Origin of the sequence: Methylotenera sp. (assembly GCF_029945705.1) — a bacterium.
GTDB lineage: Bacteria > Pseudomonadota > Gammaproteobacteria > Burkholderiales > Methylophilaceae > Methylotenera.
On sequence record NZ_JAQSDC010000012.1, the window covers coordinates 1 to 14,343 of the forward strand.

At 41.9% G+C, this 14,343-nt stretch carries 16 protein-coding genes; 8 read left to right on the top strand and 8 right to left on the bottom strand.

The genetic code is table 11. The annotated features are described in order from the left end of the window. Positions 1-85: 85 nt before the first annotated feature. Positions 86-1,300, bottom strand: coding sequence for a tyrosine--tRNA ligase (gene tyrS / locus PSU78_RS03725; RefSeq protein ID WP_300384466.1), 1,215 nt, complete (start codon positions 1,298-1,300; stop codon positions 86-88). A gap of 117 nt (positions 1,301-1,417) precedes the next feature. On the opposite strand from tyrS, the gene PSU78_RS03730 reads away from it, so the two are divergent. From PSU78_RS03730 to PSU78_RS03760, 7 genes are all read left to right on the top strand, one after another. Next, positions 1,418-2,812, top strand: a complete 1,395-nt coding sequence (locus PSU78_RS03730; protein WP_300384469.1) for a M23 family metallopeptidase — start codon at positions 1,418-1,420, stop codon at positions 2,810-2,812. 28 nt (positions 2,813-2,840) lie between these two features. Continuing rightward, entirely contained in the window at positions 2,841-3,941 is a 1,101-nt protein-coding gene (locus PSU78_RS03735; protein ID WP_300384472.1) for an anhydro-N-acetylmuramic acid kinase, read from the top strand. A 123-nt stretch (positions 3,942-4,064) separates the two neighbouring features. Further along, positions 4,065-5,360: a citrate synthase gene (gene gltA, locus PSU78_RS03740; protein ID WP_300384474.1), complete on the top strand. Its 1,296-nt coding sequence runs from the start codon at positions 4,065-4,067 to the stop codon at positions 5,358-5,360. Between the two features lie 95 nt (positions 5,361-5,455). Further along, a complete protein-coding gene (locus PSU78_RS03745) occupies positions 5,456-5,851 on the top strand; it encodes a CopL family metal-binding regulatory protein (protein WP_300384477.1) in 396 nt (131 codons plus the stop codon). Between the two features lie 70 nt (positions 5,852-5,921). Then, entirely contained in the window at positions 5,922-6,593 is a 672-nt protein-coding gene (locus PSU78_RS03750; RefSeq protein ID WP_300384480.1) for a hypothetical protein, read from the top strand. A gap of 33 nt (positions 6,594-6,626) precedes the next feature. Then, positions 6,627-6,971, top strand: coding sequence for a heavy metal-associated domain-containing protein (locus PSU78_RS03755; protein ID WP_300384483.1), 345 nt, complete (start codon positions 6,627-6,629; stop codon positions 6,969-6,971). Beyond that, positions 6,972-7,373, top strand: a complete 402-nt coding sequence (locus PSU78_RS03760) for a hypothetical protein (RefSeq protein WP_300384486.1) — start codon at positions 6,972-6,974, stop codon at positions 7,371-7,373. It abuts the gene before it with no gap. Between the two features lie 70 nt (positions 7,374-7,443). On the opposite strand, the gene erpA is transcribed toward PSU78_RS03760, so the two are convergent. The 6 genes from erpA to rplM form a co-directional block, all read right to left on the bottom strand. Next, entirely contained in the window at positions 7,444-7,818 is a 375-nt protein-coding gene (gene erpA, locus PSU78_RS03765; RefSeq protein ID WP_013146802.1) for an iron-sulfur cluster insertion protein ErpA, read from the bottom strand. Positions 7,819-7,907: 89 nt separating this feature from the next. Then, positions 7,908-8,300, bottom strand: coding sequence for a polymer-forming cytoskeletal protein (locus PSU78_RS03770; RefSeq protein ID WP_300384492.1), 393 nt, complete (start codon positions 8,298-8,300; stop codon positions 7,908-7,910). A gap of 58 nt (positions 8,301-8,358) precedes the next feature. Beyond that, on the bottom strand, positions 8,359-8,715 hold the full coding sequence (locus PSU78_RS03775; RefSeq protein WP_300384495.1) for a hypothetical protein: 357 nt from the start codon (positions 8,713-8,715) through the stop codon (positions 8,359-8,361). A gap of 18 nt (positions 8,716-8,733) precedes the next feature. Then, on the bottom strand, positions 8,734-9,801 hold the full coding sequence (gene argC, locus PSU78_RS03780; RefSeq protein ID WP_300384498.1) for an N-acetyl-gamma-glutamyl-phosphate reductase: 1,068 nt from the start codon (positions 9,799-9,801) through the stop codon (positions 8,734-8,736). Between the two features lie 110 nt (positions 9,802-9,911). After that, complete coding sequence (gene rpsI / locus PSU78_RS03785) at positions 9,912-10,304, bottom strand: 30S ribosomal protein S9 (protein WP_300384501.1); 393 nt, start codon at positions 10,302-10,304, stop codon at positions 9,912-9,914. Between the two features lie 12 nt (positions 10,305-10,316). Continuing rightward, on the bottom strand, positions 10,317-10,745 hold the full coding sequence (rplM, locus tag PSU78_RS03790; RefSeq protein ID WP_300384504.1) for a 50S ribosomal protein L13: 429 nt from the start codon (positions 10,743-10,745) through the stop codon (positions 10,317-10,319). Between the two features lie 377 nt (positions 10,746-11,122). Here rplM and PSU78_RS03795 point away from each other — a divergent pair, with 377 nt between their 5' ends. Further along, positions 11,123-13,414, top strand: coding sequence for a hypothetical protein (locus PSU78_RS03795; protein ID WP_300384507.1), 2,292 nt, complete (start codon positions 11,123-11,125; stop codon positions 13,412-13,414). Between the two features lie 20 nt (positions 13,415-13,434). Here the strand turns inward: PSU78_RS03795 and ubiA are convergent, their stop codons facing one another. Beyond that, complete coding sequence (ubiA, locus tag PSU78_RS03800) at positions 13,435-14,307, bottom strand: 4-hydroxybenzoate octaprenyltransferase (protein WP_300384510.1); 873 nt, start codon at positions 14,305-14,307, stop codon at positions 13,435-13,437. Positions 14,308-14,343 lie beyond the last annotated feature (36 nt).

The window sequence follows — 14,343 nt, forward strand, 5'->3', positions numbered from 1 at the left end:
TAAAACTACACTCGCTGCGTTGCTCTGTCAGCGAGGTGCGCATTCTACAGGGGTTAACCAAATGGTCAAGCCAGAAGCGCCACTGTTACAAAATAATTACATTTGCAAACTTACGCTTACCTACTTGCGCCACTACTGTTAGCCCTTTGGACAACTGTAAGTTTCTATCTGTCACTTTATCGCTATTCAATTTCACGCCGCCTTGCTCAATGGCACGATAGGCTTCTGAGGTGCTTTCTACCAAACCAGCAAGTTTGAGTAGCTGCGCAATGCCGACATTTTCACCTTCTATGTTGATAGAAACTTCTGGTACGTCATCTGGGATTCCGCCTTTGGCACGCGTTTGAAAATCAGCCAAGGCTTTTTCTGCGTCCGCTTTACTATGGAAGCGTGCGACGATTTCTTGCGCAAAACCTACTTTAATATTGCGTGGATTTTCACCCGCAGCCACCTGAGCTTTCCATTGTGCAATGGTTTCCAAGCTCTCAAATGAAAGCAACTCAATATAACGCCACATCAATTCGTCTGATATAGACATGATTTTTGCGAAGATAACTTCGGGCGCTTCGGCGATACCTATATAGTTGCCAAGTGACTTGGACATTTTATTGACGCCATCTAAACCCTCTAACAAGGGCATGGTCAGCACGCACTGTTGAGACATACCCGCTTGCTTTTGTAGCTCACGGCCCATTAAGAGATTGAATTTTTGGTCGGTACCGCCCAGTTCAACATCCGCCTTCAGTGCCACGGAGTCATAGCCTTGTAATAGTGGATACATAAACTCATGTATCGCAATCGGCTGATTGCTTTTGAAGCGCTTAGTAAAATCATCACGCTCCAACATACGCGCTACGGTGTGACTAGCGGCAAGCTTCAACATGCCTGCTGCACCTAGCTCATTGAGCCATTTAGAGTTAAAAACCACTTCGGTTTGTTCTGGTTTAAGTATCTTAAACACTTGTGCGGCGTATGACTTAGCATTCTCTTGCACTTGCTCTGCAGTTAAGGGTGGGCGCGTAGTACTTTTGCCTGTTGGGTCGCCTATCATGCCAGTGAAATCGCCAATCAAGAATAAGACTTGATGACCAAGCTCTTGAAATTGACGTAGCTTATTAATGAGTACGGTATGACCCAAATGCAAATCAGGCGCTGTAGGGTCAAATCCTGCTTTAATTCTAAGCGGCTGACCTTTTTTTAGCTTTTCTATTAGCTCAGCTTCTATTAACAACTCATCCGCACCACGTTTAATCACGGCTAGCTGTTTTTGTATATCTGCACTTACGGTGTCTATAGTCACTTAAATTACGTCCTTAATCTTTACTGTAAGCGATTAACATTTACAGTTCATTTACTTGTTCTAATTGAGTTTTCTGTTATTATCCAAAGTCGTATTAACCCTTTTAAAGGTCAGCCCGTGGATATTAACGAGCCTAATCAACATCACGCTGAATTTAATTATTCAACCAAACAGAATTTAATACCAGCTTATGAGCAAAGCGCTATTTTAGCGCAAATCGCCGATAAAGCTGAGCGCAAGCTTAAATTGCGCTGGATTTTAGCTATTTCTTGTCTACCATTATTTGGCATTTACGCTGCTTTTGGTATTGCGCCACAAACGATGACCAGCACTATCGCGACAGCGACCGTGGTTGAAGAGATTGCCCTGCCTGATGTAGCAAACACTCAAGCAAGTATTGCTGAACAACATTTTTGGTATAAAGATCATGTACGCCGCGATGATACATTGAACAATCTATTGTCTCGCTTAAACGTTCATAACCGAGATGCAATTAACTTTATACGTAGCGATGCTGTTGCCAGCGAAATCACCTCTGCTTTAAAACCTAGCCATAACATGGAAGCACAAACGGATGGTGATGGTAATTTGATTTCATTGGAGTATCAATTAGATACTGACCAGTTTATTAATGTGACTCAAACACCTTCTGGCTATAGCGCCAGCAAAGTCACTCACAAGCTAGAAAGTCGCCCAATTTTAAAATCAGCAAAAATCAAAAGCTCCTTGTTTGGCGCAACTGATGACGCCAACATTCCGGATAGCGTAGCGATACAAGTAGCTGAAATGTTTGAAAGCCAAATTGACTTTAATACAGATTTGCGTCGTGGTGATCACTTCAACGTAATTTACGAAGGTAGCTACGATGAAGGTGAGCTGGTAAAAACTGGTGATGTGTTGGCCGCTGAATTTGTGAACAATGGTAAGACATACCAAGCCGTTGGTTATCGTGATGCAACAGGTGAAATGCAATATTACACACCTGATGGCAAAAGCCTGCATAAATCGTTTTTACGTTCACCGTTAGAGTTTACGCGCGTCAGCTCCAGCTTCAGTACGGGTCGTTTTCACCCGATTTTGCAACGCATCAAAGCACATCAAGGTGTTGATTTAGCTGCACCTACAGGCACTCGCGTTAAAGCTTCTGGAGATGCTATTGTTGATTTCGTTGGTCAAAAAGGCGGCTATGGCAACGTCATTGTCCTGAAACATGAAAATGGCGTCAGCACAGTGTATGGTCATTTATCACGCTTTGCTGATGGTTTACACAGAGGCGAAAAAGTTGCACAAGGCGATGTGATTGGCTTTGTGGGAATGACGGGCTTAGCCACTGGGCCTCATCTACATTATGAGTTTATGGTCAATGGTGAACATAGAGACCCTATGACAGTGGCTTTACCTAAGGCTGACCCAATTACAGGTCAGAATAAAGTTGCATTTGATGCCATTAGCCGTGAATTAACTGCGCAAATAGATTTGCTTGGAAACAGCAATATTGCCGCACTAGAATAATCAAGCTTAATAACTCACTCTAAATATCATGGCTGGCGCACTTTTCATTGGGCTGATGTCTGGCACCAGCCTTGATGGGGTAGATGTTGCGCTAGTCGAATTTCAAAGCACAGTCCAGCCCAATGTGTTGCAAACACACTTTTTAGCCTACCCTCCTGAACTTCGCACGCAAGTTTTAGCACTACAACACCCAACAGAAAATGAACTAGAAGCTACCGCGCTACTGGCGAATACATTAGCCACGCTCTATGCTGATGCGGTCAATCAATTGTTAACTATCGCAACACTCTCTTCCGATAGGATTTCTGCTATAGGCTGTCATGGACAAACCATACGACACAGACCAGAGCTGGGATTTACCCTACAAATTGGCAATCCAGCGCTGCTTGCCGAACTAACAGGTATCACTGTAGTTGCCGACTTTAGAAGTCGAGACATTGCCGCTGGCGGCCAAGGCGCGCCTTTAGTGCCCGCCTTTCATCAAGCAATATTTGCACATCCCCAACTCAACCGCGCAATTATCAATATCGGTGGTATTGCCAATATCACCTACCTTGCCAGCAACAGCGACCTAATCGGCTTTGATTCTGGCCCAGGCAATATGCTGCTTGATGCGTGGATTAAGCAGCATAAAAACTTAAACTATGATGCCAATGGCGCATGGGCTAGTACGGGAAAGCTAATCGCTCCCTTATTATCAGACATGCTCGCCGAGCCTTACCTAGCATTAACGCCACCTAAAAGTACAGGACGAGACTTGTTTAACGATGCATGGCTTGCTGAACATTTGGTAGATAAGCACTATTCCCCTGAAGATGTTGCATTTACTTTAGTCTCGTTTACAGCTCACACTATTCATCATGCACTTTTACAGCACTGTCGCGACGTTGATGAAGTTTATATATGCGGTGGCGGTGCGCACAATGCATTGTTAATACAGCAATTACAAAGCTTATTAGGTGAGATAAAAATAGAAACTACGAATGCACTTGGTATCGGGGTAGATTGGGTAGAGGCAATTGCCTTCGCATGGTTAGCTAAACTCTGCCTTAACCAGCAAACAGCCAGCTTGCCCAAAGTGACTGGCGCAAAAGGTGCGCGGATATTGGGTGCTATCTATCAGCACTAATTAGCGATTAAGATTTAATTTACGTCAATCTTCTTGTAATTTAGCTAGGTTTGATTAAGCAATTATGCAACGCTATAAAGTATAATTAATTTAACTCTAAACTAACCTACAAGGCGCGCCAACATGACGAAACCGACCAAAGCCACCCTTACATTTAATAACGGTTCACCCCCTATAGAATTGCCAATTCTGTCTGGCACTCTTGGTAACGATGTTATCGATATTCGCAGCCTAGGTAAACACGGTGTATTCACATATGACCCTGGCTTTTTGTCTACCGCTGCCTGCAACTCAAACATTACTTTTATTGATGGTGAAGAAGGTCTACTTTACTATCGCGGCTATCCGATTGAGCAGTTAGCCGAACATTGCAACTTCATGGAAGTTTCATACCTGCTACTTCACGGCGAGCTTCCAAATGCTACACAAACAAAAGAGTTTACTGACACAATCAGTGGCAGCACCATGCTACATGATCAGCTAAGTAATATCTTTCGTGGCTTCAGGCGAGACGCTCACCCAATGGCGGTCATGGTTGGTGTAGTAGGCTCGCTCTCTGCTTTCTATTTTGATGCAATGGATATTCGTGACGCGAAACATCGTGAGATTTCTGCGCATAGATTATTGGCAAAAGTACCAACTATTGCGGCTTGGAGCTATAAATACAACCTTGGCCAGCCTTTTATGTACCCGCAAAATCATCTTAACTATGCTGAAAACTTCATGCATATGATGTTTGCCACGCCATGTGAAACCTATGTCCCTAACCCTGTGCTAGCCAAAGCATTTGAGCGTATTTTAATTCTGCATGCTGACCATGAACAAAATGCCTCCACCTCAACAGTAAGGTTGGTTGGCTCAAGCGGCGCCAATCCATTCGCCTGTATTTCTGCGGGAATTGCCTCGCTATGGGGCCCGGCTCATGGTGGCGCAAACGAAGCCACACTCAAAATGCTAGAGGAAATTGGAGATGTTTCACGTATAGGCGAGTTTATTAAACGTGCCAAAGACAAAACTGACACCTTCCGCTTAATGGGCTTTGGACATCGTGTTTATCGCAATATGGACCCACGCGCAAAAATTATGCGCACCACTTGCCATGAAGTGCTGGATGAGCTTGGCTTGCACGATGACCCTATGTTTAAATTGGCGATGGAACTAGAGAAAATTGCACTCGAAGATGAATACTTCGTTTCACGCAAACTTTATCCAAATGTGGACTTCTATAGCGGTATTGTGATGCGTGCGATGGGAATTCCTAATTCTATGTTCACTGCGATTTTTGCTTTAGCCAGAACTGCAGGCTGGATTGCGCAATGGTCTGAGATGATTTCAGATGATGAACACAAAATCGGCAGACCGCGTCAGCTCTACAAAGGAAGTTTACGTAGAGATTTAGTCCCTATGGACAAACGTTAATCCATACTTTGACATGGCGACTGTAAGCAAACACTTGTAGTCGCTATGTCTTAACTAAATTGAACCTTTAATTTTCTTTAACTATCCTACATTGCATGTTAAAACGTTTTTCACATATTGCTATTTACCTACTACTGGTTTTAATACCATTACAAAGCATCGCTGCGGCAAACATGCTTGTATGTAATAGCATGATGACTATGGATAAAGTCGGTGAGAAATCGCAAATGATGCCGTGCCATGAACAAATGAACAGCACAGCATCAAATAATACAAATCAAAAACATGACAGCGATGCCAGCAGTAAATATAAAGATGCCTGCAAAGCCAACTGCTCTCAATGCGCTAGTATGTGTGCAATGGCTGCTTTGCCTAGCCATTTGGAATCTACCGCTTTAGAAACCTCATCACAAACGTTTAGCTTGGCGCACCAAGCTTACGCCTCAATCACGCTCCCCAACCTGCAACGCCCGCCCATACGCCTTTCTTAGATGACGCCTTGTCACGCCTGTAGCATTGTTATAGGCGTGATTTTTTAGCTATTCGTAAGAAAGGACAATCATGTTTGTCAAACCATTAAGCGTAATAATGCCTTGCTTGGCAATTTTACTGAGCTATCAATCCACCGAAGCTGCACCTATGGGATTTAGTGAATCCACCATGGCAATGGGTGATTTTAATAATAACTGGCGTGAAGCATTTATCAACTATGCCATTACGCCACGTGATGCATTTGGCGTGAGCGCGACCTATATGCGCGCTGATGACAAGACCAAAACGCGCACTTTAGAAGAGCTTACTTATACGCGCTTACTGAAACGCTGGAATATGCCGCATGCCCAAGCCAACCTATGGTTCATGGGTGGGCTTGGTATGCTACAAGGTGAGGACAAACAAGCAGGTAACGACCAAAGTTTTGACGAAATAATGGTCACCCCTGGGGTGCAGTTTGATTATGAAACCACTCGCGTTTACCTTGCCGCAACGCATCGATTCTATCGTGCATCAGACATTAACCATGATTACAGCGCGGTACGTGCTGGTTTTTCATTTTATGAGACTGAGTATGACAGAACCCAGCCTTGGTTCATTGTGGAAGCGCGCAATATGAACGGCCTATCTGAGAAAATTGAAATCACACCCATGCTGCGTTTCATTAACAAAAACTTCTTTATTGAGGCTGGCGTGAATAACTCGCGCGAACCACGATTTAACTTTATGTATATTTTTTAAAACATTCAAAACAACTAGTTAAGGATTTTTATCATGAAAAAACTATTATTCACTTCACTCATTTTATCAACGTTATTAAGTAATGTCGCTTTTGCTACACAAACCATTAAAGCCAATGTTAACGGAATGGTGTGTGCGTTCTGTGCGCAAGGGATTGAGAAAAAAATGCGCGCACTTTCGCAAACTAAAGATGTGTATGTTAATTTAAAACAGCGTGTTGTTGCAGTGGAGCTTAAGGACGGCCAAACCTTATCTAATGACACCGTAAAAGATTTGATTAAAGATGCGGGCTATGAAGTCACTTCTATCGAAGTTAGTGAGCATCCTATCGCGCAGATTAAAGCGGGCTATGAAACCATGGAAAAGGAGAAAAAGTAAATGGGAGTAAATAGCGCAGATGAAATGAACAGCCTCAAACAAAGTAAAGCGGCATCTGTATTATCACTATTTACTAGTGGTGGTACCTTGATATGCTGCGCACTACCTGCCTTACTGGTTGGCATAGGCGCTGGCGCAGCAATGTCAACCTTGGTATCGAACATACCGCAGCTTGTTTGGTTTTCAGAACATAAGCTCGGTGTATTTACCTTTGCTGCATTGATGTTAATTATTTCAGGCATCATGCAGTGGCGAGCAAGAAGCTTGCCTTGTCCAGTAGATCCAGCATTAGCTGCAACTTGTATAGCAACACGTAAAACTTCGTTTAGAGTTTACTTATTCTCTGTATTGATATTTTTAGTAGGTGGATTCTTTGCATTTATTGCACCGCTGATTTTTTAAATACGCTGATTATGGCAACAAAAAAGCCAAGCATCCGCTTGGCTTTTTTATTAACAACTACAACTTATCATTAAACTGAGAATGATGATCCACAACCGCAAGTTGTCGTCGCCTGTGGGTTACGAATGACAAATTGTGAACCCTGTAAGCTATCTTGATAGTCAATTTCAGCACCCATCAAATACTGCAGGCTCATTGGATCAATCAATAGTGTCACGGTGTCTTTTTGCACTTGTGTATCATCGTCATTCACTTCTTCTTCAAAAGTAAATCCGTATTGAAAACCTGAACAGCCGCCGCCACTCACGAATACGCGCAGTTTAAGATCTGGAGAACCCTCTTCTTCAATCAGCTCTTTCACTTTTTTCGCAGCATTGTCAGTAAACACTAGTGGTGCTGGCATTTCACCTAAGTCTAAATTTTGTACATCAGTTACTGTATTCATTACGTACTCCTAAATTTCTTAATAAAATCATTTATAGATCTATAGTGCTACTGTGCGGTAGCAAGGTCAATCAATATTTAAAATCAATCTTAACTCACACTGGCATCTTGCTCTTGGGCACTCTCACCTAAATAGACTAACTTACCTTCAATCACCGCACCTGTGTGCATTTCTAAGGATTTATAGTAAACGTCGCCAGTAATATGCGCTTTGGGTTGCAGCTCAATAAACTGGCCAGATCTTACTGGCCCAGTCACTTTGCCATTGATTACAATTTTAGAGGCGCTTACCGCACCTTCAATAGTGCCATGCTCACTGAGTATTAGTGTACTCGGACTAGCAATTGGTTCACTGACCTTACCGCGAATCACACCATCAATACGCAAGCCGCCAGAAAAATGAATGTCACCTTCTATACGTGTATCCGCACCAATAAGGGTATCTATGCTATTTTGAATGCGATTGCTTTTTTTAAAAAACATTTAATTTCCTATTTTAATTCAATAGCTTGATCCTAATCTTGCCAAGTCAACTAGGTGTTTATTTTTTACCCAACATATTCTTATAGAACAACAAATCTTCTTTAAGTTTGATGTTTTCATCATGCACAAGCTTAAGCTCTTCATTAAGATTCTTTTGTGAGGCTTGCTCAATTTTAATTTGCTGCTCCACTTGTATAATCTTGGTCTGAAACCCCTGATTTTCAAGTATAGCCTGATTTAACTTTACAGTTAAATTTTCACCGCCAGTAAACTGCCAATAGGCGGCAACATAACCTATAAGGACAAACAGCGTGGCCACAACCCACTGAAAATACCAAGGTCGCTGTGAGCGCACAGCCACCTGCTTGGCGGTCAAACCAAAGTGTCGACGAATTCTTCTTCTAACAGGCTTCATTGGCTATTATGACAACGCTTATGGTAAAAGTGGCACAACTTCTAAGCCAGTATTTTCAGCTAGATTAAACATAATATTCATATTTTGTATAGCCTGACCAGCAGCGCCCTTCACTAAATTATCCTGCACCACAACGAGTGTTAAATAGTCTGTTCCGACTTGCCTGTGCAGCGCGATACGAATCTGATTAGAGCCACGTACTGAACGTGTTTCAGGCAAAGCGCGAGCTGGCATCACATCGACAAAACGCTCATGCTGATACCGTTGCTCAAACAGTGCCTGAAGATCGAGTGTTTTTGCCTTTTCTGACAGTTTAACGTAAATGGTAGAAAGCATACCGCGTATCATCGGGATCAAATGCGGCACAAAAATAAATGGTACATTTTCACCCGCCAATTGCGTAAGTTGCGCGTGAATTTCTGGGTGATGCCTATGTCCACTTACACCATAAGCTTTCATATTATCGCTAGATTCGGCAAACAAAGTCGCCACTTCAGCTTTTCTACCCGCACCAGAAACACCAGATTTCGAGTCAGCAATAATTGGTGCAGTAAAATCTATCAAGCCTTGCTCTAACAAGGGCGCCAAGCCTAATAGTACAGTCGTCGGATAACAACCTGGATTGCCTATCACATGCGCTGATTTAATCTGCTCACGATACAACTCTGGGACTCCATACACGGCTTTTTTAAGTATATCAGGGCAGCTATGTGGCATTTTGTACCACTTTTCAAAAGTGGCTGTGTCTTGCAAACGAAAATCTGCCGCTAAATCAATCACCTTCACATTCGCTTCTAATAACGCTTGAGCTTGGCTCATCGCCACGCCGTGCGGTGTTGCAAAGAACACCACATCACATTCGGCTAAATTTGATTGTGCCGGGTCTGTAAATTTTAAATCTACATAACCACGCAAGCTAGGAAACATATCAGCGACAGGCAAGCCAGCCTCCCCGCGTGAGGTGATGGCAACTAACTCAACATGCGGATGAATGCTTAATAGACGCAACAACTCAACGCCTGTATATCCAGTGCCGCCAACAATACCAACTTTTAATTTTTTATTCGTCAATTTTTTATCACTCATTAGAGCATCATAATAAACTTAGCATAACAAAACTGCACGTAAACACCAAAACAAAAAAGGCCGCAATAGCGACCTTTTCGTACCTCAACCGCCCAAAACTTATTAAAAGCTTAGCGTTTAGAGAATTGTTTACGACGACGCGCTTTACGGAAACCAACTTTTTTACGTTCAACTTCACGAGCATCACGTGTTACGAAACCAGCATGTGACAATGCACTTTTCAAATTAGCATCAAAGTCAATCAAAGCACGTGTAATACCATGACGTACTGCACCAGCTTGGCCAGATTCACCACCACCGATAACGTTTACCATAATATCAAAACTAGTTAGGTTATTAGTCAATTCAAGTGGTTGACGTAAAATCATACGTGCAGTTACACGTGAGAAGTATTCATCAACAGGCTTATCGTTAACAACGATATTACCTTTACCAACTTTCATAAACACGCGCGCTACTGAACTCTTGCGGCGGCCTGTACCATAATTATATTTACCGATCATCTTTATATACCCTTAGATTTTCAATGTTTGCGGTTGTTGCGCCGCATGTTCATGCTTGTCGCCAGCATAAACTTTCATTTTTTTGATCATTGCATAACCTAAAGGACCTTTAGGTAACATACCTTTTACTGCTTTTTCTAAAGCGCGACCTGGAAACTTGTCTTGCATTTTAGAGAAAGTTGTTGTGCTGATACCACCAGGATAACCTGAGTGACTGTGGTAAAGCTTACCGTCAGCTTTGTTACCAGTCACTTTTAATTTATCGGCGTTAATAACGACAATATAATCACCTGTATCAACGTGAGGTGTGTAAATAGTTTTATGTTTACCGCGTAAACGGTGTGCAACCGCGCTAGCTAAACGGCCTAGAACTAGGTCTGTGGCATCAACCACAAACCAATCGCGCTTCACTTCATGTGATTTTGCTGAAAAGGTTTTCATCGTGTTACCAATACTGTGAGCTAAAAAAATTAAGAGGCGGATTTTATGCTGAAGCCTAGTGCTTTGTCAAACAATATGTTCAGTAAATGAATAAAATTTATTAAATACTTTAGATTTAACGAGATTTGTAACGTGAAGTTAAGTCTCATTTGTGGAATTAATGAGTAACTACTTTTTCACTGGAAAATTTCACTAAAATGATCAGTGAATTTCATTCAAAAAAGTATAACCCTTTTGGGTGTTTTAGCCAGCATTATTATATTGTTTTACGTGACTTATGCTAGGATATTAAAATAATATTTAAGTTTGTAGGTAAAGTAATTCTTTATACTCATCTTTAATCTAAGTAATACACACTTTTGGAAGCATACTTAAAATTGAGATTTTTCACGCTTTTATCATTATTTTGTTTTGCAAACCTGAGTTTCGCCTTAGGTTTGGGTGACGCTGAACTTAAATCTAACTTAGGTGAAAAATTTTTAGCACGAGTAAATGTAACAGATATTGAATCCGCACCTGATTCTATCTGCTTTAGTGCAACCGATCTTGGTGAGGTTCCGGCTTTCAAAAGAGCATCAGTCAATCTGAGGGAAATCAATGGCAATTATCAGCTGATGATTAGCAGTAATGATGTCATAACAGAGCCGATTGTAAATTTACGCGTGTCATTTCATTGCGAGCCTAATGTAAATCGTGAGTATGTGTTACTTCTCGATCCAGCGCCAATCTCAGCTGCAGAGAAAGTGAACATCAGTGATGACAGCGCTAATATTGAACCAAGCGCTAGTGATACAAAAAAGTCGAGTCGCAAATCACCTCAAAGTAGTAACAAAAAATTACACGCCTCCGAAGTCGCAGAACAAGCTGACGAAGCCACACCAGAGCAAGCTACAGTAAAAAAATCGCCTAAGAATAAGAAACCCAAGAAGTTCAGTTCAGTTGATGAAAAACTTAACGAAGCTTATATAGGCAAACAAAATACCAGTCCAACCCCTCAATCTAGCTCAAGCGCGGAAAGTAAAGTCAATGCTGATGTGCGTGAGCACAAGCCCTCAGCCGATAAACCATTTTTGGTGATTTCTGCGGGCAACACCAATGCAGCTGAAGTAAACGAAAAACCAGGCTTATCACTTAGATTAGCCACTGAAATTGATGTGGCTAGGCCAGATGAAGTGGCAGCCACGCAAACTGCCACTGATACGATGGATGAAGTGACAGTCATGTCCAATCGTTTAGCGCACTTAGAAAAACAAATTGCTAGTTTGCAATCACGCAATGCTCAACTGGTAACAGAAGCTCAAAAATCTAAAGAGGAAAGTGAGCGTTTTGACTGGTTAAAATTCTTGAAAATAGCGCTTGGAATACTAGTTGCTATAGCCCTTCTTGAACTACTGCGTCGCAAATTTACTAATCGAGAAACTTACGTTAAAGATACTTGGTTTGACGATGAAGATCCCGATGATACTGATCATAAAGTAGGTGCGAACTCTGCGAACGAGTTTAATGCGCAGCATGCAAATACTCCGTCTTTCGACGAACCTAATTTTAATCAAACGCCAATGCATCACCTGAATGCTACTGACGCCCAAGCAATGGGTATCGCAGAAAAAGAAGAACACAGTAGCATCATTGAAGACGCAGACGTATTTATTGAACATGGGCGGCCTGCACTAGCTATTCAACTACTACAAAACTATTTGACCAATTCACCTGCAGACTCACCGGCAGTTTGGCTAAAACTGCTTAATTTGCTGTCTAAAGAAGATTCAGAAACTGAATATGACTCAGCGGTCATTGAATGTAACAAACATTTTAATATTAAGGCCGCCAATTTTGGTGATGACTTAGCTGCAGACGATTCATCGATAGAGGACTACCCACACATTGTCACGCGCTTAGAAGGCGTTTGGGGTTCTCCTTATGCAGTTGGGTTTTTAAATGACCTCATTTTCAATAAACGTTCACAGCCTAGAGAAGGCCTCAATCAAGGTGCATTTAATGACCTTTTCTTCTTGAAAAATATCGCTAAAAACTTGGAGTACGCTAATCCTACGATATTTAAAGCTAGCTCAGATCAGCCAGATTCGAATCAACTTAAATTAAATCAGCCAAGCGTAGCTGCTATTAATATTGCAAATACTAGCTTTAATGATGCATTGTTTACGGATATTGAACCACTGACAGATGTCAGCGCTGATTCTAAAAACGCGCTTAACGACACACAGCTTGGCACTAAATCTAACTTTAGCTCATTCAATGATGAAACATCGTACGAAGTGAATATGATACCGCATGATGAACCATCGCCAACTCTCAGCACCAAAGATGATGCATTGGAATTTGAAATGCCTGAGAGAACTGCTATCTCTAAAGATGATGAGTCATTGTTTTCGGCGGAAGAAATTAACTTTAGCTTACCTACAGAAAAAGTTGAATATGCGACAGAGCATAAGGCCAATATGTTCAACGAAGAGATTGTATTAGACGATAGCGAAAAAGTGGTTACTGATAAAAACAGTCTCTTAGATTTTTCTTTAGAGTTTCCAAGTGAAGATAAACCGAAAATCAAGAGCAAAGCCAAAGCTAGCGCTGCTGAAAATCAATCTGAAGCAAACGAGATTGAATGGGACTTACCAACAATTGAGCCAGAATTAAAGCCTAAGAAATAAAACCTAAGTCTGATCAGTCATTATTTTAATAAATACTGCAAACCAAAACCTGCAAACACCGCAAAACCTAACCAATTGTTATGTAAAAAAGCTTTAAAGCAATTAGATTTTTCACGTGTTCTTATCAAATAGTAATGGTAAACCGCAATTGCCGCCGCGGTTATTAGGCCAAGATAATAGGCATACCCCATGACTAGCCAAACCCCACACATTGCAAGTATGAGCAATGTAATCGCATAGCAAATCATCACGATGACTACGTCAAACTGACCAAAGGTAATAGCAGAAGATTTAATGCCAATTTTTAAATCATCATCCCTATCCACCATGGCATATTCAGTATCATAAGCCACCGCCCAAAAAACATTAGCTAATAGTAACAGCCATGCCACTGGGGGCACGTAGCCCAAAATAGCAGCGAACGCCATTGGGACTCCCGCGCCAAAAGCGATGCCCAAATATGCCTGTGGAATCGCAAAAAATCGCTTGGTAAAAGGGTAGCTTGCGGCCAACAACAAAGCCAAAAATGACAGCTTAACTGTCAATGCATTAAGCATACACACCAAACCGAACGCAACCAGACTTAAGCCAGCTGCCAATAGATAGGCCTCTTTCTTGCTCACTTCATTATTCACTAAAGGTCGATGCCGCGTGCGTTCTACCAAGCCATCGTATTGACTATCCGCAATATCATTCATCACACAACCGGCGCTACGCATCAGCACGGTGCCTGTGAAAAATATCATCACTATTATCCAGTCAGGCTTGCCATGCCCAGCAATCAGCAGCGCCCAAAGCGTTGGCCATAGCAGTAATAAAATACCAATAGGCTTATCTAAACGCATTAAGCGTTCATAGACGTCTAGTTTTTTGATAATAGTTTGTAGGTTCATGTTGAGGTTATTTAGCGTTCCGGTTTAAGTGAAAGT